Origin of the sequence: Streptomyces herbicida (assembly GCF_032656585.1) — a bacterium.
GTDB classification, from domain to species: domain Bacteria; phylum Actinomycetota; class Actinomycetes; order Streptomycetales; family Streptomycetaceae; genus Streptomyces; species Streptomyces herbicida.
Genome location: NZ_JAUYWJ010000003.1, coordinates 62,942 through 81,087 on the forward strand (window position 1 = coordinate 62,942; position 18,146 = coordinate 81,087).

At 66.5% G+C, this 18,146-nt stretch carries 33 protein-coding genes and 1 pseudogene; 32 read left to right on the plus strand and 2 right to left on the minus strand.

Going from position 1 to position 18,146, the window contains the following annotated elements; translation table 11 throughout:
• Window positions 1-420 precede the first annotated feature (420 nt).
• The 3 genes and pseudogenes from Q8A52_RS07310 to Q8A52_RS07320 all read left to right on the plus strand — a co-directional run.
• A pseudogene (locus Q8A52_RS07310) lies at window positions 421-516 on the plus strand (transcriptional regulator); the annotation flags it as partial.
• Window positions 513-722 carry a DUF397 domain-containing protein gene (locus Q8A52_RS07315; RefSeq protein WP_316750079.1) on the plus strand — a complete coding sequence of 70 codons (210 nt, stop codon included), beginning with the start codon at window positions 513-515 and terminating at the stop codon, window positions 720-722. The pseudogene Q8A52_RS07310 and the gene Q8A52_RS07315, both read left to right, overlap by 4 nt.
• Window positions 715-1,359, plus strand: a complete 645-nt coding sequence (locus Q8A52_RS07320; RefSeq protein ID WP_316750081.1) for a hypothetical protein — start codon at window positions 715-717, stop codon at window positions 1,357-1,359. Before Q8A52_RS07315 ends, Q8A52_RS07320 begins: the two co-directional genes overlap by 8 nt.
• On the opposite strand, the gene Q8A52_RS07325 is transcribed toward Q8A52_RS07320, so the two are convergent.
• Window positions 1,353-1,946 (minus strand): hypothetical protein, encoded by a 594-nt coding sequence (locus Q8A52_RS07325; RefSeq protein ID WP_316750083.1) that lies wholly within the window; start codon window positions 1,944-1,946, stop codon window positions 1,353-1,355. The two genes, Q8A52_RS07320 and Q8A52_RS07325, sit on opposite strands and share 7 nt — an antisense overlap.
• Before the next feature lie 90 nt (window positions 1,947-2,036).
• Window positions 2,037-2,366 (minus strand): hypothetical protein, encoded by a 330-nt coding sequence (locus Q8A52_RS07330; protein ID WP_316750085.1) that lies wholly within the window; start codon window positions 2,364-2,366, stop codon window positions 2,037-2,039.
• 121 nt (window positions 2,367-2,487) lie between these two features.
• Here Q8A52_RS07330 and Q8A52_RS07335 point away from each other — a divergent pair, with 121 nt between their 5' ends.
• The 29 genes from Q8A52_RS07335 to rpsK all read left to right on the plus strand — a co-directional run bounded on the left by Q8A52_RS07335 (window position 2,488) and on the right by rpsK (window position 18,018).
• A complete protein-coding gene (locus tag Q8A52_RS07335) occupies window positions 2,488-3,168 on the plus strand; it encodes a hypothetical protein (RefSeq protein ID WP_316750087.1) in 681 nt (226 codons plus the stop codon).
• 254 nt (window positions 3,169-3,422) lie between these two features.
• On the plus strand, window positions 3,423-3,731 hold the full coding sequence (rpsJ, locus tag Q8A52_RS07340) for a 30S ribosomal protein S10 (protein WP_003948644.1): 309 nt from the start codon (window positions 3,423-3,425) through the stop codon (window positions 3,729-3,731).
• 17 nt (window positions 3,732-3,748) lie between these two features.
• On the plus strand, window positions 3,749-4,393 hold the full coding sequence (rplC, locus tag Q8A52_RS07345; RefSeq protein WP_020135811.1) for a 50S ribosomal protein L3: 645 nt from the start codon (window positions 3,749-3,751) through the stop codon (window positions 4,391-4,393).
• Window positions 4,394-4,401: 8 nt separating this feature from the next.
• Window positions 4,402-5,055 carry a 50S ribosomal protein L4 gene (gene rplD, locus Q8A52_RS07350; RefSeq protein WP_316750089.1) on the plus strand — a complete coding sequence of 218 codons (654 nt, stop codon included), beginning with the start codon at window positions 4,402-4,404 and terminating at the stop codon, window positions 5,053-5,055.
• The gene (gene rplW / locus Q8A52_RS07355) at window positions 5,055-5,474 is read left to right on the plus strand and encodes a 50S ribosomal protein L23 (protein WP_145886671.1); all 420 of its coding nucleotides are present in this window, start codon (window positions 5,055-5,057) and stop codon (window positions 5,472-5,474) included. Before rplD ends, rplW begins: the two co-directional genes overlap by 1 nt.
• Window positions 5,475-5,514: 40 nt before the next feature.
• Window positions 5,515-6,351, plus strand: a complete 837-nt coding sequence (rplB, locus tag Q8A52_RS07360; protein ID WP_316750094.1) for a 50S ribosomal protein L2 — start codon at window positions 5,515-5,517, stop codon at window positions 6,349-6,351.
• 12 nt (window positions 6,352-6,363) lie between these two features.
• Complete coding sequence (rpsS, locus tag Q8A52_RS07365) at window positions 6,364-6,645, plus strand: 30S ribosomal protein S19 (RefSeq protein WP_023547380.1); 282 nt, start codon at window positions 6,364-6,366, stop codon at window positions 6,643-6,645.
• Between the two features lie 43 nt (window positions 6,646-6,688).
• Window positions 6,689-7,036: a 50S ribosomal protein L22 gene (rplV, locus tag Q8A52_RS07370; RefSeq protein WP_019329637.1), complete on the plus strand. Its 348-nt coding sequence runs from the start codon at window positions 6,689-6,691 to the stop codon at window positions 7,034-7,036.
• Window positions 7,036-7,854 carry a 30S ribosomal protein S3 gene (gene rpsC / locus Q8A52_RS07375; protein WP_055706471.1) on the plus strand — a complete coding sequence of 273 codons (819 nt, stop codon included), beginning with the start codon at window positions 7,036-7,038 and terminating at the stop codon, window positions 7,852-7,854. Before rplV ends, rpsC begins: the two co-directional genes overlap by 1 nt.
• Before the next feature lie 5 nt (window positions 7,855-7,859).
• Window positions 7,860-8,279, plus strand: a complete 420-nt coding sequence (gene rplP / locus Q8A52_RS07380; protein ID WP_004927269.1) for a 50S ribosomal protein L16 — start codon at window positions 7,860-7,862, stop codon at window positions 8,277-8,279.
• Complete coding sequence (rpmC, locus tag Q8A52_RS07385) at window positions 8,279-8,503, plus strand: 50S ribosomal protein L29 (protein WP_055632347.1); 225 nt, start codon at window positions 8,279-8,281, stop codon at window positions 8,501-8,503. The genes rplP and rpmC overlap by 1 nt, the downstream gene beginning before the upstream one ends.
• Complete coding sequence (gene rpsQ / locus Q8A52_RS07390; protein ID WP_263211605.1) at window positions 8,503-8,784, plus strand: 30S ribosomal protein S17; 282 nt, start codon at window positions 8,503-8,505, stop codon at window positions 8,782-8,784. Before rpmC ends, rpsQ begins: the two co-directional genes overlap by 1 nt.
• 240 nt (window positions 8,785-9,024) lie before the next feature.
• Window positions 9,025-9,393 carry a 50S ribosomal protein L14 gene (rplN, locus tag Q8A52_RS07395; RefSeq protein WP_003998823.1) on the plus strand — a complete coding sequence of 123 codons (369 nt, stop codon included), beginning with the start codon at window positions 9,025-9,027 and terminating at the stop codon, window positions 9,391-9,393.
• Between the two features lie 2 nt (window positions 9,394-9,395).
• Entirely contained in the window at window positions 9,396-9,719 is a 324-nt protein-coding gene (gene rplX / locus Q8A52_RS07400; protein WP_037929577.1) for a 50S ribosomal protein L24, read from the plus strand.
• Window positions 9,719-10,276, plus strand: coding sequence for a 50S ribosomal protein L5 (gene rplE / locus Q8A52_RS07405; protein ID WP_019753095.1), 558 nt, complete (start codon window positions 9,719-9,721; stop codon window positions 10,274-10,276). The genes rplX and rplE overlap by 1 nt, the downstream gene beginning before the upstream one ends.
• A gap of 5 nt (window positions 10,277-10,281) precedes the next feature.
• Window positions 10,282-10,467: a type Z 30S ribosomal protein S14 gene (locus Q8A52_RS07410; RefSeq protein ID WP_003948630.1), complete on the plus strand. Its 186-nt coding sequence runs from the start codon at window positions 10,282-10,284 to the stop codon at window positions 10,465-10,467.
• 211 nt (window positions 10,468-10,678) lie between these two features.
• Window positions 10,679-11,077, plus strand: coding sequence for a 30S ribosomal protein S8 (gene rpsH / locus Q8A52_RS07415; protein ID WP_316750103.1), 399 nt, complete (start codon window positions 10,679-10,681; stop codon window positions 11,075-11,077).
• 24 nt (window positions 11,078-11,101) lie between these two features.
• On the plus strand, window positions 11,102-11,641 hold the full coding sequence (gene rplF / locus Q8A52_RS07420) for a 50S ribosomal protein L6 (RefSeq protein ID WP_316750105.1): 540 nt from the start codon (window positions 11,102-11,104) through the stop codon (window positions 11,639-11,641).
• Between the two features lie 3 nt (window positions 11,642-11,644).
• On the plus strand, window positions 11,645-12,028 hold the full coding sequence (gene rplR, locus Q8A52_RS07425) for a 50S ribosomal protein L18 (RefSeq protein WP_073901437.1): 384 nt from the start codon (window positions 11,645-11,647) through the stop codon (window positions 12,026-12,028).
• A 39-nt stretch (window positions 12,029-12,067) separates the two neighbouring features.
• Window positions 12,068-12,673 (plus strand): 30S ribosomal protein S5, encoded by a 606-nt coding sequence (gene rpsE / locus Q8A52_RS07430; protein WP_009190144.1) that lies wholly within the window; start codon window positions 12,068-12,070, stop codon window positions 12,671-12,673.
• Window positions 12,673-12,855, plus strand: a complete 183-nt coding sequence (rpmD, locus tag Q8A52_RS07435) for a 50S ribosomal protein L30 (protein ID WP_095748087.1) — start codon at window positions 12,673-12,675, stop codon at window positions 12,853-12,855. The genes rpsE and rpmD overlap by 1 nt, the downstream gene beginning before the upstream one ends.
• A 2-nt stretch (window positions 12,856-12,857) precedes the next feature.
• Window positions 12,858-13,313, plus strand: a complete 456-nt coding sequence (gene rplO, locus Q8A52_RS07440; RefSeq protein WP_023547373.1) for a 50S ribosomal protein L15 — start codon at window positions 12,858-12,860, stop codon at window positions 13,311-13,313.
• A 188-nt stretch (window positions 13,314-13,501) separates the two neighbouring features.
• Complete coding sequence (gene secY / locus Q8A52_RS07445) at window positions 13,502-14,815, plus strand: preprotein translocase subunit SecY (RefSeq protein ID WP_316750106.1); 1,314 nt, start codon at window positions 13,502-13,504, stop codon at window positions 14,813-14,815.
• Window positions 14,815-15,480 carry an adenylate kinase gene (locus Q8A52_RS07450; protein WP_316750107.1) on the plus strand — a complete coding sequence of 222 codons (666 nt, stop codon included), beginning with the start codon at window positions 14,815-14,817 and terminating at the stop codon, window positions 15,478-15,480. The genes secY and Q8A52_RS07450 overlap by 1 nt, the downstream gene beginning before the upstream one ends.
• A 98-nt stretch (window positions 15,481-15,578) precedes the next feature.
• Complete coding sequence (map, locus tag Q8A52_RS07455) at window positions 15,579-16,415, plus strand: type I methionyl aminopeptidase (protein WP_316750108.1); 837 nt, start codon at window positions 15,579-15,581, stop codon at window positions 16,413-16,415.
• A 165-nt stretch (window positions 16,416-16,580) separates the two neighbouring features.
• Window positions 16,581-16,802: a translation initiation factor IF-1 gene (infA, locus tag Q8A52_RS07460; RefSeq protein ID WP_003948620.1), complete on the plus strand. Its 222-nt coding sequence runs from the start codon at window positions 16,581-16,583 to the stop codon at window positions 16,800-16,802.
• Between the two features lie 61 nt (window positions 16,803-16,863).
• Window positions 16,864-16,977 carry a 50S ribosomal protein L36 gene (gene rpmJ / locus Q8A52_RS07465; protein WP_003998809.1) on the plus strand — a complete coding sequence of 38 codons (114 nt, stop codon included), beginning with the start codon at window positions 16,864-16,866 and terminating at the stop codon, window positions 16,975-16,977.
• 190 nt (window positions 16,978-17,167) lie between these two features.
• Complete coding sequence (gene rpsM / locus Q8A52_RS07470) at window positions 17,168-17,548, plus strand: 30S ribosomal protein S13 (protein WP_009300593.1); 381 nt, start codon at window positions 17,168-17,170, stop codon at window positions 17,546-17,548.
• A 65-nt stretch (window positions 17,549-17,613) separates the two neighbouring features.
• The gene (rpsK, locus tag Q8A52_RS07475; RefSeq protein ID WP_003956432.1) at window positions 17,614-18,018 is read left to right on the plus strand and encodes a 30S ribosomal protein S11; all 405 of its coding nucleotides are present in this window, start codon (window positions 17,614-17,616) and stop codon (window positions 18,016-18,018) included.
• The last annotated feature ends 128 nt before the right edge of the window (window positions 18,019-18,146 follow it).

Genomic DNA, 18,146 nt, shown 5'->3' on the forward strand with positions numbered 1-18,146 from the left:
TCGAAGGGGCCCGTACGACTTCGGTCGTGCGGGCCTCTTTGCGTTGTATGGGGTGGCGCTGCAGTGCAGGCGGCTTCGATGGTTGCCGTGGGCCGCCCGCTTCTTGGGCCGGTGTCGTCCTTCCACGCCGGGCGGGCTCAGCGGCTTGCGGAGAGTGACCGATCAGGCCCTCGGGAAGCGACTGGAAGGAATCGGCCGGCCGGGAACCCAACTCCGGATGCGAACGCAGCCCACCTGTGCTTGATATTCGGCGTCGGTAAAGACCTTTGCCCGGGTCGTGCTTCACCGGGACGCGGCGCCGCACCGCGAGACGGTCAGCTCGGCCCAGACCGTCTTGCGGGGACGTGGTCCCGGGACAACGCCCCACCGGTCGGCGAAGGCCTCGACGAGGACGAGGCCTCGGCCGGACTCCGACTCCGGCGGATCCTTGAGCTGCGGTATGCCACCATCCGGGCGCAGGCTCTCACGCCTCGGGAGTCGATGGCCTTCATCGAGCAAGTGCTGGGAGAGACATGATCCGCAAGGCTTCTGCCGACCGTACCGAACTGACGTGGTTCAAGAGCAGCTACAGCGACGGCCCCGACGGCAACTCCTGCGTCGAGATCGCCCCTACCCCCGCCACTGTCCACGTGCGGGACTCCAAGAACGCCGGCGACGGCCCCCGGCTCACCTTCCCGCCCACCTCTTGGACCGCGTTCGTCGCGTACGCGGCCGGTGAGTGAGATCCATCCCCTGCAATTCGTCCGCGAGGTCTTCGCGCCGCTCGGCTGCGTGCTGGGCGTCGGCGCGGTGAACGCCACCGGCACGTGGTCGCTCCACGACGCCTCGGTGGGCGCCTTCCTGGAAAGCAGGCGTGAGGACGTGGAGCGCGTCTTCGCGGGGATCTGTTCGGTCTGCGGTTTCGGCGACGAAGCCTTGGAGATCGCGGGCGGAATGGCGTATTTCCGTGACTACACGGTGTCGTTGGCGGACCTGCTCCTGTGGTCCCGGGGCGTCACCGGAGTCCCTGATCCCGTCGAAATGCTTGAGGATCCGCCCACGGTGCGCCGCATGTGCCGGATGGCTGCGGACGTGCAACTGACCGACTTCCTGGACGAGTTGCTCGGCGTGGCCATCGGGGCCGCAGGTACGGAAGCTCGCGAGGGGGCGCCCCGGGTCGCCGGCATTCTCCGGACCGCCTGCGACCTGGCGGACCCCGCCGGCCGCAGTGCTGCCCCGCGCCAGGTCTACCGCATGTGGCGGGTGGCCCACCTGCCGGGCGTCCTCCGCCCTGGGGCAGATCCGTCCGAGGGGGTGAAGGCGGGCTACCGGGCCTACGACGAGGCGCTGGAGGAGCTGTTGGCCGAGCCTGTTCAGTAGCCGTGCCGCATGCAGCCCCCGTCCGCGCGTACGACGGGCTTGCCCGAGTACCAGTCCGGGCGGAAGGAGACCTCGACGCCCTGTTCGTCGGTGGTGGTGAGACCCGGCAGCCCCGCACCGGGCTCGCCCTTGCCGGGGGCCGGTACGTCCTTCACGGTCAGCCCCCGCCGCTTCCACTCCCGTCGCAGATCATCGACGGCGGCGAGGTAGTCGCCATGCCCGGCGAAGGTCAGTTCCCAGAAGAAGATGGGCTCGTCCCGGGTCACGCCGCCGTCGTCGACTCCGAAGTCGTCCACGCAGGACGTACTGCTGCCTGTCTGGGCGATGTCATCGAGCGTCCTCCCCGGCGGCTCCGCGGCCTCCTCCGGAGCCGGAGCAAGCGCACGTACCGCCGCCATGCCCGCCTGCTTCGTCTGCGCCACCCGTTCCCGGTACTCGGCGTCCGACCGCACGGGCCCGCCTTCCAGCGACTGGCAGGCGTACGCGCCGAAGCCGATGACGGCGACGAGGAACGCGCCGATCAGGGTGATGGTCCGGTACCCGTGGAGGAAGGGACGCGGCGACGTGGCGGAAGCGTCCGTGTGCATGCCACCTATCGAAGCCGCGGACCGGGCGCACCACAGCCGTAGAGGTACTCAGTAACCGCTGAGTATCGCGACCGGGACTGCGGACAGGCCCTAATCCGCCTTCTTCTGCGCCTTGCTCCGCTTGTCCTCCGTCCTCACCGCGTCGTTGACCTTCTTGGCCAGCTCGTCGTCGAGCTTCTTGAACTCGCGGACGACGGTGTCGGACATGTCGGCGAGGGCGTCGAGCTGCTGGGTGATGTCCTCGCGGCCGTCCTCCCAGTTGGACTCGAAGTCGTCGAGGGCGTCGTTGACTTTGCCGCTGCCGATGTCGTCCTGGTACGACTCGAAGAGCTTCTTGGTGTGGTTGAGGCGCGTCTTGATCGATCGGAGCCGGCGGCCGTAGTCCTCCAACTCGGTCAGCGGCAGTGAGAGATTCAGCATGGTGCCTGAACGCGCGCTGGCAGGTGCAGCGCGTCATCGCCACCGAGCCCGCGCCGGGGCTCCGGGGGCAGGCACGACCGACGGGGCGCGACGGGTGACGGGCGGAGAGGAAAGGGCGGTCATGGCGTCCGGATGGGACTGGGAGAGCGGCACGGGACTGCTGGGTCTCGATGACCCCGAGGAATGGGACGCCGCGTTCGAGCGCGGTGAGCGGCCTCTCGGCACGGCGGCGATCGGGCCGGCGTTCAATTGCTCGCTGGAGGAGGCGTCGCCCCGGATCGTGCGGGCGACGCGGTTGCCGGACCGCGCTCAGCGAGGATTCGCCTTCACGGCGGCCGGCACCGCGGCACGGCTGAACAACGCGCTCACACCCGAGCTGTACGAGGCGCTGCGTACGGAGGGGCGCCGCGGCTTCGCCGAGCACGCCATCGACGACACGCTCGACTACGTGCCGTTCCGGGATCTGCCACCGCGCTTCAAGTGGTGGAGCGTGCTGTCGACAGGGAGCAACAAGGTGCTGCGCGTGTTGCTCTGGCCCCAGGACACGTTCTGGGGGGCTGCGGGAGACCCTGCGCAGGCGCCGCTCCTGAGCGCTCGCCCCGGACATCGCAGCCCACCCGGCCCCGTCCGGCCCCTGCGCCCGGTGTTTGACCTACGTCACCCTGGGGGTATTCTCTCCGGCCCGATTGGCCAGCCCCCTGCCCCATATGGCAGACTGTCCGAGTTGCTCGGTCGAGTGTTGATGCTGCGCGCCTCCCGCCGGGAGGACCGGAAGCGAGTCCCACAGTACTCGTCGCCCTAACTGCCTGTGGGCAGCACTGGGGCGGACGTACGGGAATCTTCCGGGAAGTGTGGGCGCGGCACCGGCCAGGCGCCCGGTGGGCCTTCCGCCCCCGGCCTGCGGTTCCGGTAGGGCCGTGTGCAGTCCCGTAGGGATGTTCGAACAAGGGGCATCTCTGTCAGCGGGAGCGCGACACGCCCGACCGCGTGGGTCGGAGGACGGGAAGAGGAACACCGGGTTCCAGAGCGTTGAAGAGACAGGACTACTGAGTAGCCATGGCGGGACAGAAGATCCGCATCCGGCTCAAGGCCTACGACCACGAGGTCATCGACTCCTCGGCGAAGAAGATCGTCGAGACGGTGACCCGCACTGGTGCGTCGGTCGCGGGCCCGGTGCCGCTGCCCACTGAGAAGAACGTGTACTGCGTCATCAAGTCGCCGCACAAGTACAAGGACTCGCGCGAGCACTTCGAGATGCGCACGCACAAGCGCCTGATCGACATTCTCGACCCCACCCCCAAGACCGTTGACTCTCTGATGCGACTCGACCTCCCGGCCGGTGTCGACATCGAGATCAAGCTCTGAGGGTCGGTGAGCTGAGAATGGCTAAGCAGATCAAGGGCATCCTGGGCGAGAAGCTCGGCATGACGCAGGTGTGGGACGAGAACAACCGCGTTGTTCCGGTCACCGTCGTCAAGGCCGGCCCCAACGTCGTCACCCAGGTCCGTACGAACGATGTCGACGGCTACGAGTCCGTCCAGATCGCTTTCGGCGAGATCGACCCGCGCAAGGTGAACAAGCCCCTCAAGGGTCACTTCGCCAAGGCCGACGTCACCCCCCGTCGTCACCTCGTCGAGATCCGCACCGCGGACGCCTCCGAGTACACGCTCGGCCAGGAGATCACCGCTGAGGTGTTCGAGGCCGGCATCAAGGTCGACGTGACCGGCAAGAGCAAGGGCAAGGGCTTCGCCGGTGTCATGAAGCGTCACAACTTCAAGGGCCTCGGCGCCGGACACGGCACCCAGCGCAAGCACCGCTCGCCCGGTTCCATCGGTGGCTGCGCCACCCCGGGCCGCGTGTTCAAGGGCCTCCGCATGGCGGGTCGCATGGGCAACGAGCGGGTCACCACCCAGAACCTGACCGTCCACGCCGTTGACGCGGAGAAGGGTCTGCTGCTCATCAAGGGCGCGGTTCCCGGTCCGAACGGCGGCCTCGTCCTGGTCCGCACCGCGGCCAAGGGGGCCTGAGGTAACCGATGAGCACTGTTGACATCCTTTCGCCGGCGGGCGACAAGGCCGGTTCCGTCGAGCTCCCCGCGGAGATCTTCGACGCCAAGGTCAGCGTTCCGCTGATCCACCAGGTCGTCGTCGCGCAGCTGGCCGCTGCCCGCCAGGGCACGCACAAGACGAAGACCCGTGGCGAGGTCCGTGGTGGCGGCAAGAAGCCGTACCGCCAGAAGGGCACCGGTCGCGCCCGTCAGGGTTCGACCCGCGCGCCGCAGTTCGCCGGTGGTGGCGTCGTGCACGGTCCCGTGCCGCGTGACTACTCGCAGCGCACCCCCAAGAAGATGAAGGCCGCCGCCCTGCGCGGTGCCCTCACCGACCGGGCGCGTCACAACCGCATCCACGTCGTCTCCGGCGTGGTCGAGGGCGAGAACCCCAGCACCAAGGCCGCCAAGAGCCTGTTCGGCAAGATCTCGGAGCGCAAGAACCTGCTCCTGGTCGTCGAGCGCGCCGACGAGGCCGCGTGGCTGTCCGCCCGCAACCTGCCCCAGGTCCACATCCTGGAGCCGGGCCAGCTGAACACGTACGACGTTCTCGTCTCGGACGACGTGGTCTTCACCCAGGCCGCTTTCGAGTCCTTCGTGTCCGGCCCGAAGGCCAATGACACCGAAGGGAGCGAGGCCTGATGGCTACGCGTCACCCGAGCATTGCCTCGAAGGCCGCCAAGGCCGCCAAGGCCGCGCGCGTCGCCAAGGCGCGTCGCCACGCCACCGAGGGCAAGAACACCGTCGAGACCCCGCTGAGCAAGTCGTACACGGACCCCCGTGACGTCCTGCTGAAGCCGGTTGTCTCCGAGAAGAGCTACGCGCTCCTCGACGAGAACAAGTACACGTTCATCGTCGACCCGAACGCCAACAAGACCCAGATCAAGCAGGCCGTCCAGGCGGTCTTCTCGGTCAAGGTCACCGGGGTCAACACGATCAACCGCCAGGGCAAGCGCAAGCGCACGAAGACCGGTTTCGGTCAGCGTGCCGGCAGCAAGCGCGCGATCGTGACCCTCGCCGAGGGCGACCGTATCGACATCTTCGGCGGTCCGACCGCCTAAGGGCGGTCCGGATCGTCCGATATCGGACGAGGACTGAGAAATGGGAATCCGCAAGTACAAGCCGACTACGCCGGGCCGTCGTGGCGCCAGCGTCGCCGACTTCGTCGAGGTCACGCGGTCCACGCCGGAGAAGTCGCTGGTCCGCCCCCTGCACAGCAAGGGCGGCCGTAACAACGCCGGTCGTGTGACCGTTCGCCACCAGGGTGGCGGACACAAGCGCGCCTACCGCGTGATCGACTTCCGTCGTCACGACAAGGACGGCGTGCCGGCGAAGGTCGCGCACATCGAGTACGACCCCAACCGCACCGCGCGCATCGCGCTGCTGCACTACGCCGACGGCGAGAAGCGCTACATCCTCGCCCCGCGCAACCTGCAGCAGGGTGACCGCGTCGAGAACGGTCCCGGGGCCGACATCAAGCCGGGCAACAACCTGGCCATCCGCAACATCCCGGTCGGTACCACGATCCACGCGATCGAGCTCCGTCCCGGTGGCGGTGCCAAGTTCGCCCGCTCCGCCGGTGCCTCCGTGCAGCTGCTCGCGAAGGAGGGCTCCTACGCCCACCTGCGCATGCCGTCCGGCGAGATCCGCCTGGTCGACGTCCGCTGCCGCGCCACCATCGGTGAGGTCGGCAACGCCGAGCAGAGCAACATCAACTGGGGTAAGGCCGGCCGTAAGCGGTGGCTGGGCGTTCGCCCGACCGTCCGTGGTGTCGTGATGAACCCGGTTGACCACCCGCACGGTGGTGGTGAGGGCCGGACCTCCGGTGGTCGCCACCCTGTGTCCCCGTGGGGCAAGAAGGAAGGCCGTACTCGTTCGCCCAAGAAGGCGTCGAACAAGTACATCGTCCGCCGCCGCAAGACGAACAAGAAGCGCTAAGGACGGGTTGAGATGCCTCGTAGCCTGAAGAAGGGGCCCTTCGTCGACGACCACCTGATCAAGAAGGTGGACGCCCAGAACGAAGCCGGCACCAAGAACGTCATCAAGACCTGGTCCCGCCGCTCGATGATCGTCCCGGCCATGCTGGGCCACACGCTCGCGGTGCACAACGGCAAGACCCACATCCCGGTGTTCGTCACCGAGTCGATGGTCGGCCACAAGCTCGGCGAGTTCTCGCCGACCCGCACCTTCCGGGGCCACGTCAAGGAAGACCGGAAGTCGAAGCGCCGCTAGTAGCGGATCGCATTCAGACACGTAAGTAACTGAAGGGACAACCATGGAAGCCAGGGCCCAGGCGCGGTACATCCGCGTCACGCCCATGAAGGCCCGCCGCGTGGTGGACCTCATCCGTGGCATGGACGCCACGGAGGCCCAGGCTGTTCTGCGATTCGCTCCGCAGGCAGCCTCCGTGCCGGTCGGCAAGGTGCTTGACAGCGCCATTGCCAACGCCGCGCACAACTACGACCACACCGACGCCGACAGCCTCTACATCTCCGAGGCGTACGTCGACGAGGGTCCGACCCTGAAGCGGTTCCGTCCGCGCGCCCAGGGCCGTGCCTACCGGATCCGCAAGCGGACCAGCCACATCACCGTGGTCGTCAGCAGCAAGGAAGGAACCCGGTAATGGGCCAGAAGGTAAACCCGCATGGGTTCCGGCTCGGTGTCACGACCGACTTCAAGTCGCGTTGGTACGCCGACAAGCTGTACAAGGACTACGTCAAGGAAGACGTCGCCATCCGTCGGATGATGACGTCCGGCATGGAGCGCGCCGGTATCTCGAAGGTTGAGATCGAGCGCACCCGTGACCGCGTGCGGGTGGACATCCACACCGCTCGTCCGGGCATCGTCATCGGCCGCCGTGGCGCCGAGGCCGACCGCATCCGCGGCGACCTCGAGAAGCTCACGGGCAAGCAGGTCCAGCTGAACATCCTCGAGGTCAAGAACCCCGAGACCGACGCTCAGCTGGTTGCCCAGGCCGTTGCCGAGCAGCTCTCCTCCCGCGTCTCCTTCCGCCGCGCCATGCGTAAGAGCATGCAGTCGGCGATGAAGGCCGGCGCCAAGGGCATCAAGATCCAGTGCGGTGGCCGCCTCGGCGGCGCCGAGATGTCCCGCTCGGAGTTCTACCGCGAGGGCCGTGTGCCCCTGCACACGCTCCGCGCGAACGTGGACTACGGCTTCTTCGAGGCCAAGACGACCTTCGGCCGCATCGGTGTGAAGGTCTGGATCTACAAGGGCGACGTCAAGAACATCGCCGAGGTCCGCGCCGAGAACGCTGCCGCCCGTGCGGGTAACCGCCCGGCTCGCGGTGGCGCCGACCGCCCGGCCCGTGGTGGCCGCGGTGGCGAGCGGCGCGGTCGCAAGCCGCAGCAGGCTGCCGGCGCCGAGGCCCCCAAGGCCGAGGCCCCCGCCGCTCCGGCTGAGAGCACCGGAACGGAGGCCTGACCGACATGCTGATCCCCCGTAGGGTCAAGCACCGCAAGCAGCACCACCCGAAGCGCCGTGGTCAGGCCAAGGGCGGTACGACGGTCGCGTTCGGCGAGTACGGCATTCAGGCCCTCACGCCGGCGTACGTGACCAACCGCCAGATCGAGGCGGCCCGTATTGCGATGACCCGCCACATCAAGCGTGGCGGCAAGGTCTGGATCAACATCTACCCGGACCGCCCGCTCACGAAGAAGCCGGCCGAGACCCGCATGGGTTCCGGTAAGGGTTCGCCGGAGTGGTGGATCGCGAACGTGCACCCGGGCCGGGTCATGTTCGAGCTGTCCTACCCGAACGAGAAGATTGCGCGTGAGGCTCTCACTCGTGCGGCCCACAAGCTGCCGATGAAGTGCCGCATCGTCAAGCGCGAGGCAGGTGAAGCGTGATGTCGGTCGGTACCAAGGCGTCCGAGCTGCGCGAGCTGGGCAACGAGGAGCTTCTGGGCAAGCTCCGCGAGGCCAAGGAAGAGCTGTTCAACCTCCGCTTCCAGGCGGCGACGGGCCAGCTCGAGAACCACGGCCGTCTGAAGGCGGTCCGCAAGGACATCGCGCGGATCTACACCCTGATGCGCGAGCGTGAGCTGGGCATCGAAACGGTGGAGAACGCCTGATGAGCGAGAAGAACGTGACTGAGCAGACCGAGCGCAACGCACGGAAGACCCGTGAGGGTCTGGTCGTCAGCGACAAGATGGACAAGACCGTCGTCGTCGCCGTCGAGGACCGCGTGAAGCACGCGCTGTACGGCAAGGTCATCCGCCGTACGAACAAGCTCAAGGCGCACGACGAGCAGAACGCTGCCGGCGTCGGCGACCGTGTCCTCCTGATGGAGACCCGGAAGCTGTCGTCCAGCAAGCACTGGCGCGTCGTCGAGATCCTCGAGAAGGCCAAGTAATCCCTGCGGGGCTTCCCGCAGGACAGACCGGCCGCCTCGGCGGGGGTCCGTGGAACGACTCACGGATCCCCGCCGGGAACCGGCTGAGCTGCGTGAATCACTCGCGCTTCGCGCGCGCGTGTTTCACGCGGCCCGCTGGGCGGCCCACGTAATTCCTGCGGGGATCCACTCGCAGGACAGTTCCGCCAGGCTCTCCGGGTCAACCCCCGGAGGGAACCGGCAGACACACAGGAGATAGACGTGATCCAGCAGGAGTCGCGACTGCGCGTCGCCGACAACACTGGTGCGAAGGAAATCCTTTGCATCCGTGTGCTCGGTGGCTCCGGTCGCCGCTACGCGGGCATCGGTGACGTCATCGTCGCCACCGTCAAGGACGCGATCCCCGGTGGCAACGTGAAGAAGGGTGACGTCGTCAAGGCGGTCATCGTTCGCACCGTCAAGGAGCGCCGCCGTCCGGACGGCTCGTACATCCGCTTCGACGAGAACGCCGCCGTCATTCTGAAGAACGACGGCGACCCTCGCGGCACCCGCATCTTCGGCCCGGTCGGCCGTGAGCTGCGCGAGAAGAAGTTCATGAAGATCATCTCGCTCGCGCCGGAGGTGCTGTAAGCATGAAGATCAAGAAGGGCGACCTGGTCCAGGTCATCACCGGCAAGGACAAGGGCAAGCAGGGCAAGGTCATTGCCGCTTTCCCGCGCGAGGAGCGTGTCCTGGTCGAGGGTGTCAACCGGGTCAAGAAGCACACCAAGGCCGGTCCGACCGCTCGCGGTTCGCAGGCCGGTGGCATCGTCACGACTGAGGCCCCGATTCACGTGAGCAACGTTCAGCTCGTCGTGGAGAAGGACGGCAACAAGGTCGTCACGCGTGTCGGTTACCGCTTCGACGACGAAGGCAACAAGATCCGCGTTGCCAAGCGGACGGGTGAGGACATCTGATGGCTACCACCACCACTCCGCGTCTGAAGCAGAAGTACCGCGAGGAGATCGCGGGCAAGCTGCGTGACGAGTTCAAGTACGAGAACGTCATGCAGGTTCCCGGCCTCGTCAAGATCGTGGTCAACATGGGTGTCGGCGACGCCGCCCGTGACTCGAAGCTGATCGAGGGCGCGATCCGCGACCTCACCACGATCACCGGTCAGAAGCCGGCCGTCACCAAGGCCCGCAAGTCCATCGCGCAGTTCAAGCTGCGTGAGGGCCAGCCGATCGGTGCTCACGTCACGCTCCGTGGCGACCGCATGTGGGAGTTCCTGGACCGCACCCTGTCGCTCGCGCTGCCGCGCATCCGCGACTTCCGTGGTCTGTCCCCCAAGCAGTTCGACGGCCGTGGCAACTACACCTTCGGTCTCACGGAGCAGGTCATGTTCCACGAGATCGACCAGGACAAGATCGACCGCGTCCGGGGTATGGACATCACCGTGGTCACCACGGCGACCAACGACGCTGAGGGCCGCGCGCTCCTTCGTCACCTCGGCTTCCCGTTCAAGGAGGCGTGAGCGAGATGGCGAAGAAGGCTCTGATCGCTAAGGCTGCTCGCAAGCCCAAGTTCGGTGTGCGTGGCTACACCCGCTGCCAGCGCTGCGGCCGTCCGCACTCCGTGTACCGCAAGTTCGGCCTGTGCCGCGTGTGCCTTCGTGAGATGGCTCACCGTGGCGAGCTGCCGGGCGTGACCAAGAGCTCCTGGTAATCCCTAAATAGGGGATTCCTGAAGCTCTCGGTAAGCATCTGGGTCGGCAGGGGCCCTTCTCCGCATGCCTTAGGCTTGTGGGGTTGGGCGTCTGTCGCGCCCGTACGACTTACTACGCCGTAGGTCCACCGCGCCGCACCCGTCCCGTCTCGGATCGGGGAGAGGGATGGCGCACCAGGAAACCCCGGCGAGAGAGGCCGAAGGCCAATTCATGACCATGACTGATCCGATCGCAGACATGCTTACGCGTCTGCGGAACGCGAACTCGGCATACCACGACTCCGTGACGATGCCGGCGTCCAAGATCAAGTCTCACATCGCGGAGATCCTCCAGCAGGAGGGCTTCATCACGGGCTGGCGCGTCGAGGAAGCCGAGGTCGGCAAGAACCTCGTCCTCGAGCTGAAGTTCGGCCCGAACCGTGAGCGCTCCATCGCGGGCATCAAGCGGATCTCCAAGCCCGGTCTCCGGGTGTACGCGAAGTCCACCAACCTGCCGAAGGTGCTCGGCGGCCTGGGCGTGGCGATCATCTCCACGTCGCACGGGCTCCTCACCGACAAGCAGGCCGGCAAGAAGGGCGTGGGTGGGGAAGTCCTCGCCTACGTCTGGTAACGGAAGGGAACGGAGGAAACAGCTATGTCGCGTATTGGCAAGCTCCCCATCACGGTTCCCGCCGGCGTGGACGTCACCATCGACGGCCGTACGGTCTCGGTCAAGGGCCCCAAGGGCTCGCTGACCCACACCGTCGTCGCGCCGATCGACATCGTCAAGGGCGAGGACGGCACCCTCCAGGTGACCCGCCCGAACGACGAGCGTCAGAACAAGGCCCTGCACGGCCTGTCCCGCACGCTGGTGGCGAACATGATCACCGGCGTGACCCAGGGTTACGTGAAGAAGCTCGAGATCAGCGGTGTCGGTTACCGCGTGACGGCCAAGGGCTCGAACCTCGAGTTCGCGCTCGGCTACAGCCACCCGATCGTCGTCGAGGCGCCCGAGGGCATCACCTTCAAGGTGGAGACCCCGACCCGCTTCCAGGTCGAGGGCATCGACAAGCAGAAGGTCGGCGAGGTTGCGGCCAACATCCGCAAGCTGCGCAAGCCCGACCCGTACAAGGCCAAGGGCGTCAAGTACGAGGGCGAAGTCATCCGCCGCAAGGTCGGAAAGGCGGGTAAGTAAGCCATGGCATACGGGCAGAAGATCCTCAAGGGCGACGCCTACAAGCGCGCCGCGATCAAGCGCCGTCACATCCGGATCCGTAAGAACCTTTCCGGTACGGCGGAGCGTCCCCGTCTGGTCGTTACCCGCTCCAACCGCCACATCGTGGCGCAGGTGATCGACGACCTCAAGGGCCACACCCTGGCGTCCGCGTCCACCCTGGACGCGTCCGTCCGCGGTGGCGAGGGCGACAAGTCCTCGCAGGCCAAGCAGGTCGGCGCCCTGGTCGCCGAGCGCGCCAAGGCCGCCGGTGTCGAGGCTGTCGTGTTCGACCGTGGTGGCAACCAGTACGCCGGGCGCATCGCCGCCCTGGCGGACGCCGCCCGCGAAGCCGGGCTCAAGTTCTGAGCCTGCCGTAGCTAGCGGAAACAGAGAGAGGTAATTCCAATGGCTGGACCCCAGCGCCGCGGTGGCGGTGCCGGTGGCGGCGAGCGGCGGGACCGGAAGGGCCGTGACGGCGGCGCTGCTGCCGCCGAGAAGACCGCGTACGTTGAGCGCGTTGTCGCGATCAACCGCGTCGCCAAGGTTGTGAAGGGTGGTCGTCGCTTCAGCTTCACCGCGCTGGTCGTGGTGGGCGACGGTGACGGCACCGTGGGTGTCGGTTACGGCAAGGCCAAGGAGGTGCCGGCCGCCATCGCCAAGGGCGTTGAGGAGGCCAAGAAGCACTTCTTCAAGGTCCCCCGGATCCAGGGCACCATCCCGCACCCCATCCAGGGTGAGAAGGCTGCCGGCGTCGTGCTGCTCAAGCCCGCGTCCCCCGGTACCGGTGTTATCGCCGGTGGCCCGGTGCGTGCCGTGCTCGAGTGCGCCGGTATCCACGACGTGCTGTCGAAGTCGCTCGGCTCCGACAACGCGATCAACATCGTGCACGCGACCGTGGAGGCCCTCAAGGGCCTGCAGCGTCCCGAGGAGATCGCGGCCCGCCGTGGTCTGCCGCTCGAGGACGTCGCCCCCGCGGCCCTGCTTCGTGCGCGTGCCGGGGCTGGTGCGTAATGGCGCAGCTCAAGATCACGCAGACGAAGTCGTACATCGGTAGCAAGCAGAACCACCGTGACACCCTGCGGTCGCTTGGTCTCAAGGGGATCAACACCGTGGTCGTCAAGGAGGACCGCCCCGAGTTCCGCGGCATGGTGCACACCGTCCGCCACCTCGTGACGGTCGAGGAGGTCGACTGATCATGGCGGAGCAGAACCCGCTCAAGATCCACAACCTCCGTCCCGCCCCGGGCGCCAAGACCGCCAAGACCCGTGTCGGTCGTGGTGAGGCGTCGAAGGGTAAGACGGCCGGTCGTGGTACCAAGGGTACGAAGGCCCGTTACCAGGTTCCGGAGCGCTTCGAGGGTGGCCAGATGCCGCTGCACATGCGCCTCCCGAAGCTGAAGGGCTTCAAGAACCCGTTCAAGACCGAGTTCCAGGTCGTGAACCTCGACAAGCTGGCCGCGCTCTACCCCGAGGGTGGCGAGGTCACGGTCGAGGGTCTGGTGGCCAAGGGTGCCGTTCGCAAGAACAGCCTCGTCAAGGTCCTCGGCCAGGGCGAGATCTCCGTGGCGCTGCAGGTGACGGTCGACGCCGTCTCCGGCTCCGCCAAGGAGAAGATCACCGCCGCCGGCGGTACGGTCACCGAGCTCGTCTGATTTCTTCAGGCTCCTCGATGACGTAGACGATCCCGACCGGGGATACCTCACAATGGGGTATCCCCGGTTGGTCGTTCCGGGGGAGGCAGTGTCGCCGGTAAGGTGGCCTGCACTGTTCTTTTTCTGTATCCGTCGAACCTCAAGACCGTCACCCTTGACGCAGTTGCGCGGGGGTCGCAGGAGGCACCGTGCTCACCGCGTTCGCCCGGGCGTTCAGGACGCCCGACCTGCGCAAGAAGCTGCTCTTCACGCTCGGCATCATCGTGGTGTATCGGGTCGGCACCCACATTCCGATCCCGGGCGTCGACTACAAGAACGTCCAGACGTGCATCGAGGTGGCCAAGGGCAACCAGGGCCTGTTCGGTCTCGTCAACATGTTCAGTGGCGGGGCGCTGCTGCAGATCACGATCTTCGCGCTCGGCATCATGCCGTACATCACGGCGAGCATCATCCTGCAGCTGCTGACCGTGGTGATTCCACGCCTGGAAGCCCTCAAGAAGGAGGGCCAGGCCGGCACCGCGAAGATCACGCAGTACACCCGTTATCTGACCGTGGCGCTGGCCATCCTGCAGGGCACCGGCCTGGTGGCCACGGCCCGCAGTGGCGCGCTGTTCTCCGGTTGCCCGTCCGCGAGCCAGATCGTGCCGGACCAGTCGATCTTCACCACGATCACGATGGTCATCTGCATGACCGCCGGTACGGCCGTCGTCATGTGGCTCGGTGAGCTCATCACCGACCGCGGCATCGGCAACGGCATGTCGATCCTGATGTTCATCTCGATCGCCGCGACCTTCCCGTCCGCGCTGTGGGCCATCAAGAAGCAGGGCACCCTCGCCGGCGGCTGGATCGAATTCGGCACCGTCATCGCCGTGGGTCTGTTCATGGTGGCGCTCGTCGTCTTCGTCGAGCAGGCGCAGCGCCGGATTCCGGTGCAGTACGCGAAGCGCATGATCGGCCGCCGTTCCTACGGTGGTACGTCCACGTACATCCCGCTGAAGGTCAACCAGGCGGGTGTGATTCCCGTCATCTTCGCGTCGTCGCTGCTCTACATTCCGGCGCTGATCGCGCAGTTCTCCAAGGACAACTCGGGCTGGAAGCAGTGGATCCAGTCCAACCTCACCAAGGGTGACCACCCGATTTACATCACCCTGTACTTCTTGCTGATCGTTTTCTTCGCGTTCTTCTACGTGGCGATCTCCTTCAACCCCGAGGAAGTCGCCGACAACATGAAGAAGTATGGTGGCTTCATCCCGGGCATCCGGGCTGGCCGACCGACCGCTGAGTACCTCAGCTACGTGCTCAACCGGATCACCTGGCCGGGTTCGCTGTATCTGGGTCTGATCGCTCTCGTACCGACGATGGCGTTGGTTGGCTTCGGGGCAAGCCAGAACTTCCCGTTCGGCGGGACCAGCATCCTGATCATCGTGGGTGTGGGTCTCGAGACGGTGAAGCAGATCGAGAGCCAGCTCCAGCAGCGCAATTACGAAGGGTTCCTCCGCTGATGCGTATCGTCCTCGTCGGACCGCCGGGTGCCGGTAAGGGAACGCAAGCCGTTCGCCTCGCCGAGAAGCTGCACATCCCGCACATCTCCACGGGCGACCTGTTCCGCGCCAACATCAGCCAGCAGACGGAGCTCGGGAAACTCGCGAAGTCCTTCATGGACGCCGGAAACCTCGTCCCGGACGAGGTGACCATCGCCATGGCCAAGGACCGCATGGAGCAGCCGGACGCCGAGAACGGCTTCCTGCTCGACGGCTTCCCGCGCAACGTCTCGCAGGCGGAGGCACTGGACGAGCTGCTCAAGACCGAGGGCATCAAGCTCGACGCCGTGCTGGACCTCGAGGTTCCCGAGGAAGAGGTGGTCAAGCGCATCGCCGGCCGCCGCATCTGCCGCAAGGACTCCAGCCACGTCTTCCACGTGACGTACAGCCCGCCGAAGAAGGAAGGCGTCTGCGACGTCTGCGGCGGCGAGCTGTACCAGCGCGACGACGACTCCGAGGAGACCGTCCGCAAGCGGCTGGAGGTCTACCACACGCAGACCGAGCCGATCATCGACTACTACAAGGCGCAGGGCCTGGTCGTGACGATCTCCTCCCTGGGCCCGGTGGACGAGGTCACGCGGCGGGCGCTGGAAGCGCTCAAGCGTGACAAGGACGACGAGAAGTAGTTCTCGGGCCGTTCCGGCCGCGGTGCCCCCTCGGGTGCCGCGGCCGTACTGTTGTGTACGTAATCGGTTGACGTGAGTGACGGAGAGCGCAGGCCCCCATGGTGCAGATCAAGAGCCCCGAGCAGATCGCGAAGATGCGTGCGGCGGGGCTGGTGGTCGCCGCGATCCACGCGGCCACGCGGGAGGCGGCGGTTCCCGGGGCCAGCACCAAGGATCTGGACGAGGTCGCCCGCAAGGTGCTCGCCGAGCACGGTGCCAAGTCGAACTTCCTCGGTTACGGCGGCTTCCCGGCGACGATCTGTACCTCGGTGAACGACGTGGTGGTTCACGGCATCCCGTCCGACAAGGTCGTCCTCAAGGACGGCGACGTCATCTCCATCGACTGCGGCGCGATCGTCGACGGCTGGCACGGTGACGCGGCCTACACGGCCTTCGTGGGCTCTGGTCACGCCCCGGAGCTGATCGAGCTCTCGCGGGTGACGGAAGAGTCCATGTGGGCCGGTATCGCCGCGATGAAGCAGGGCAGCCGGCTCGTGGACGTCTCCCGTGCGATCGAGACGTACATCCGCCGCCAGCCGAAGCCGGGCGGCGGCCGCTACGGGATCATCGAGGACTACGGCGGCCACGGCATCGGCACCGAGATGCACATGGACCCGCATCTGCTGAACTACGTCGACCGCCGCCGCGGCAAGGGCCCCAAGCTGGTCCCCGGCTTCTGCCTCGCCATCGAGCCGATGGTCTCCCTCGGCACCCCGAAGACCGAGGTCCTCGAGGACGACTGGACCGTCATCACGACGGACGGCACCTGGTCCTCCCACTGGGAGCACTCGGTGGCCCTGATGGAAGAGGGCCCCCTGGTGCTGACGGCCCCCGACGGCGGCAAGGCGAAGCTCGCGGAGTACGGCATCACGACGGCCCCGGACCCGCTGGCCTGAGCTGGTCGCGTAATGATCTATCCCGTTGGGCAGACTTCCACGATTCGTGTTTCCGGGTGCGCTGACGTAGACTGACTCGTCGGCTCCCGTGCATCCGCATGTCCGCATGCGCCCTTGAGGGAAAGTGTGGGAGTCGATCAAGGTAGTCGATTCGAAGGGCGAAGCGTGGCCAAGAAGCAAGGTGCCATCGAGATCGAGGGCACTGTCGTCGAGTCTCTGCCGAACGCCATGTTCAAGGTCGAGCTCCAGAACGGCCACCAGGTCCTGGCACACATCAGCGGCAAGATGCGTATGCACTACATCCGCATCCTCCCTGACGACCGGGTCGTGGTGGAGTTGTCTCCGTACGACCTGACGCGTGGCCGGATCGTCTACCGCTACAAGTAGATCTTGCCCACGTCCCGTGTGAGCGGGACCGCCGGCAACTGACCCGGAGAACCTCACACCCATGAAGGTCAAGCCGAGCGTCAAGAAGATCTGCGACAAGTGCAGGGTGATCCGCCGTCACGGTCGGGTCATGGTCATCTGCGAGAACCCGCGCCACAAGCAGCGCCAGGGCTGACGCAGGACCGATCCCTCTGCATCCATCGCAGAGATTCGCGCGACGCAAGCTGAATATGTTCATACGCAGAACCCAAGCGAGCGATCGCTTGACACCCCCGGCTCGGAGGCCGGGGACCCAGTTCGTACCTCGTACGGCGGCTGGGAACCGGTTCTGCGGAAGACCTCCGAAGATCACCAGGAGCCATTGAATGGCACGCGTTTCCGGTGTTGACATCCCGCGCGAAAAGCGCGTGGAGGTCGCCCTCACCTACGTGTTCGGCATCGGCCGGACCCTCTCGAAGGAGACGCTGGCTGCGACCGGCGTCGACCCGAACACCCGCGTTCGTGACCTGTCCGAAGAGCAGCTGGTCGCGATCCGCGAGTACGTCGACAACAACATCAAGACCGAGGGTGACCTCCGTCGCGAGATCCAGGCCGACATCCGCCGCAAGGTCGAGATCGGTTGCTACCAGGGTCTCCGTCACCGTCGTGGTCTGCCCGTCCGCGGTCAGCGCACCAGCACCAACGCTCGTACCCGCAAGGGCCCGCGTCGCGCCATCGCCGGCAAGAAGAAGCCGGGCAAGAAGTAGTCCGCAGCGGACACCTGTCCACGGTCTTCGCTGTAGGACCGACCACCTCCCGTAGGAGTTAGTAGATGCCCCCCAAGGGACGTCAGGGCGCTGCCAAGAAGGTGCGCCGCAAGGAAAAGAAGAACGTCGCTCACGGCCACGCGCACATCAAGAGCACGTTCAACAACACGATCGTCTCGATCACGGACCCGTCCGGCAACGTGATCTCCTGGGCCTCCGCCGGCCACGTCGGCTTCAAGGGCTCCCGGAAGTCCACGCCGTTCGCCGCGCAGATGGCCGCCGAGTCGGCTGCCCGCCGCGCCCAGGAGCACGGCATGCGCAAGGTCGACGTGTTCGTGAAGGGCCCGGGTTCCGGTCGTGAGACCGCGATCCGCTCCCTGCAGGCCACGGGCCTCGAGGTCGGCTCCATCCAGGACGTCACCCCGACCCCGCACAACGGCTGCCGTCCGCCGAAGCGTCGTCGCGTCTGACCTCGCTCCGACAGGGCATTTCGGGCGGTACGGCTCCGGCAGGGGCCGTACCGCCCGTACCCTTGCAGTACCCGCACTTTCCATGGGTGCGGTTTCCGTCGGACGTCAAATAGCGGGCGTCCACGAAA

Excerpts from the sequence above, each read along its gene's own strand:
- Q8A52_RS07315 (WP_316750079.1), top strand. The coding sequence starts at position 513 with ATGATCCGCAAGGCTTCTGCCGACCGTACCGAACTGACGTGGTTCAAG.
- Q8A52_RS07325 (WP_316750083.1), bottom strand. The coding sequence starts at position 1,946 with ATGCACACGGACGCTTCCGCCACGTCGCCGCGTCCCTTCCTCCACGGG.
- Q8A52_RS07330 (WP_316750085.1), bottom strand. The coding sequence starts at position 2,366 with ATGCTGAATCTCTCACTGCCGCTGACCGAGTTGGAGGACTACGGCCGC.
- Q8A52_RS07335 (WP_316750087.1), top strand. The coding sequence starts at position 2,488 with ATGGCGTCCGGATGGGACTGGGAGAGCGGCACGGGACTGCTGGGTCTC.
- rpsJ (WP_003948644.1), top strand. The coding sequence starts at position 3,423 with ATGGCGGGACAGAAGATCCGCATCCGGCTCAAGGCCTACGACCACGAG.
- rplC (WP_020135811.1), top strand. The coding sequence starts at position 3,749 with ATGGCTAAGCAGATCAAGGGCATCCTGGGCGAGAAGCTCGGCATGACG.
- rplD (WP_316750089.1), top strand. The coding sequence starts at position 4,402 with ATGAGCACTGTTGACATCCTTTCGCCGGCGGGCGACAAGGCCGGTTCC.
- rplW (WP_145886671.1), top strand. The coding sequence starts at position 5,055 with ATGGCTACGCGTCACCCGAGCATTGCCTCGAAGGCCGCCAAGGCCGCC.
- rplB (WP_316750094.1), top strand. The coding sequence starts at position 5,515 with ATGGGAATCCGCAAGTACAAGCCGACTACGCCGGGCCGTCGTGGCGCC.
- rpsS (WP_023547380.1), top strand. The coding sequence starts at position 6,364 with ATGCCTCGTAGCCTGAAGAAGGGGCCCTTCGTCGACGACCACCTGATC.
- rplV (WP_019329637.1), top strand. The coding sequence starts at position 6,689 with ATGGAAGCCAGGGCCCAGGCGCGGTACATCCGCGTCACGCCCATGAAG.
- rpsC (WP_055706471.1), top strand. The coding sequence starts at position 7,036 with ATGGGCCAGAAGGTAAACCCGCATGGGTTCCGGCTCGGTGTCACGACC.
- rplP (WP_004927269.1), top strand. The coding sequence starts at position 7,860 with ATGCTGATCCCCCGTAGGGTCAAGCACCGCAAGCAGCACCACCCGAAG.
- rpmC (WP_055632347.1), top strand. The coding sequence starts at position 8,279 with ATGTCGGTCGGTACCAAGGCGTCCGAGCTGCGCGAGCTGGGCAACGAG.
- rpsQ (WP_263211605.1), top strand. The coding sequence starts at position 8,503 with ATGAGCGAGAAGAACGTGACTGAGCAGACCGAGCGCAACGCACGGAAG.
- rplX (WP_037929577.1), top strand. The coding sequence starts at position 9,396 with ATGAAGATCAAGAAGGGCGACCTGGTCCAGGTCATCACCGGCAAGGAC.
- rplE (WP_019753095.1), top strand. The coding sequence starts at position 9,719 with ATGGCTACCACCACCACTCCGCGTCTGAAGCAGAAGTACCGCGAGGAG.
- Q8A52_RS07410 (WP_003948630.1), top strand. The coding sequence starts at position 10,282 with ATGGCGAAGAAGGCTCTGATCGCTAAGGCTGCTCGCAAGCCCAAGTTC.
- rpsH (WP_316750103.1), top strand. The coding sequence starts at position 10,679 with ATGACCATGACTGATCCGATCGCAGACATGCTTACGCGTCTGCGGAAC.
- rplF (WP_316750105.1), top strand. The coding sequence starts at position 11,102 with ATGTCGCGTATTGGCAAGCTCCCCATCACGGTTCCCGCCGGCGTGGAC.
- rplR (WP_073901437.1), top strand. The coding sequence starts at position 11,645 with ATGGCATACGGGCAGAAGATCCTCAAGGGCGACGCCTACAAGCGCGCC.
- rpsE (WP_009190144.1), top strand. The coding sequence starts at position 12,068 with ATGGCTGGACCCCAGCGCCGCGGTGGCGGTGCCGGTGGCGGCGAGCGG.
- rpmD (WP_095748087.1), top strand. The coding sequence starts at position 12,673 with ATGGCGCAGCTCAAGATCACGCAGACGAAGTCGTACATCGGTAGCAAG.
- rplO (WP_023547373.1), top strand. The coding sequence starts at position 12,858 with ATGGCGGAGCAGAACCCGCTCAAGATCCACAACCTCCGTCCCGCCCCG.
- Q8A52_RS07450 (WP_316750107.1), top strand. The coding sequence starts at position 14,815 with ATGCGTATCGTCCTCGTCGGACCGCCGGGTGCCGGTAAGGGAACGCAA.
- map (WP_316750108.1), top strand. The coding sequence starts at position 15,579 with ATGGTGCAGATCAAGAGCCCCGAGCAGATCGCGAAGATGCGTGCGGCG.
- rpmJ (WP_003998809.1), top strand. The coding sequence starts at position 16,864 with ATGAAGGTCAAGCCGAGCGTCAAGAAGATCTGCGACAAGTGCAGGGTG.
- rpsM (WP_009300593.1), top strand. The coding sequence starts at position 17,168 with ATGGCACGCGTTTCCGGTGTTGACATCCCGCGCGAAAAGCGCGTGGAG.
- rpsK (WP_003956432.1), top strand. The coding sequence starts at position 17,614 with ATGCCCCCCAAGGGACGTCAGGGCGCTGCCAAGAAGGTGCGCCGCAAG.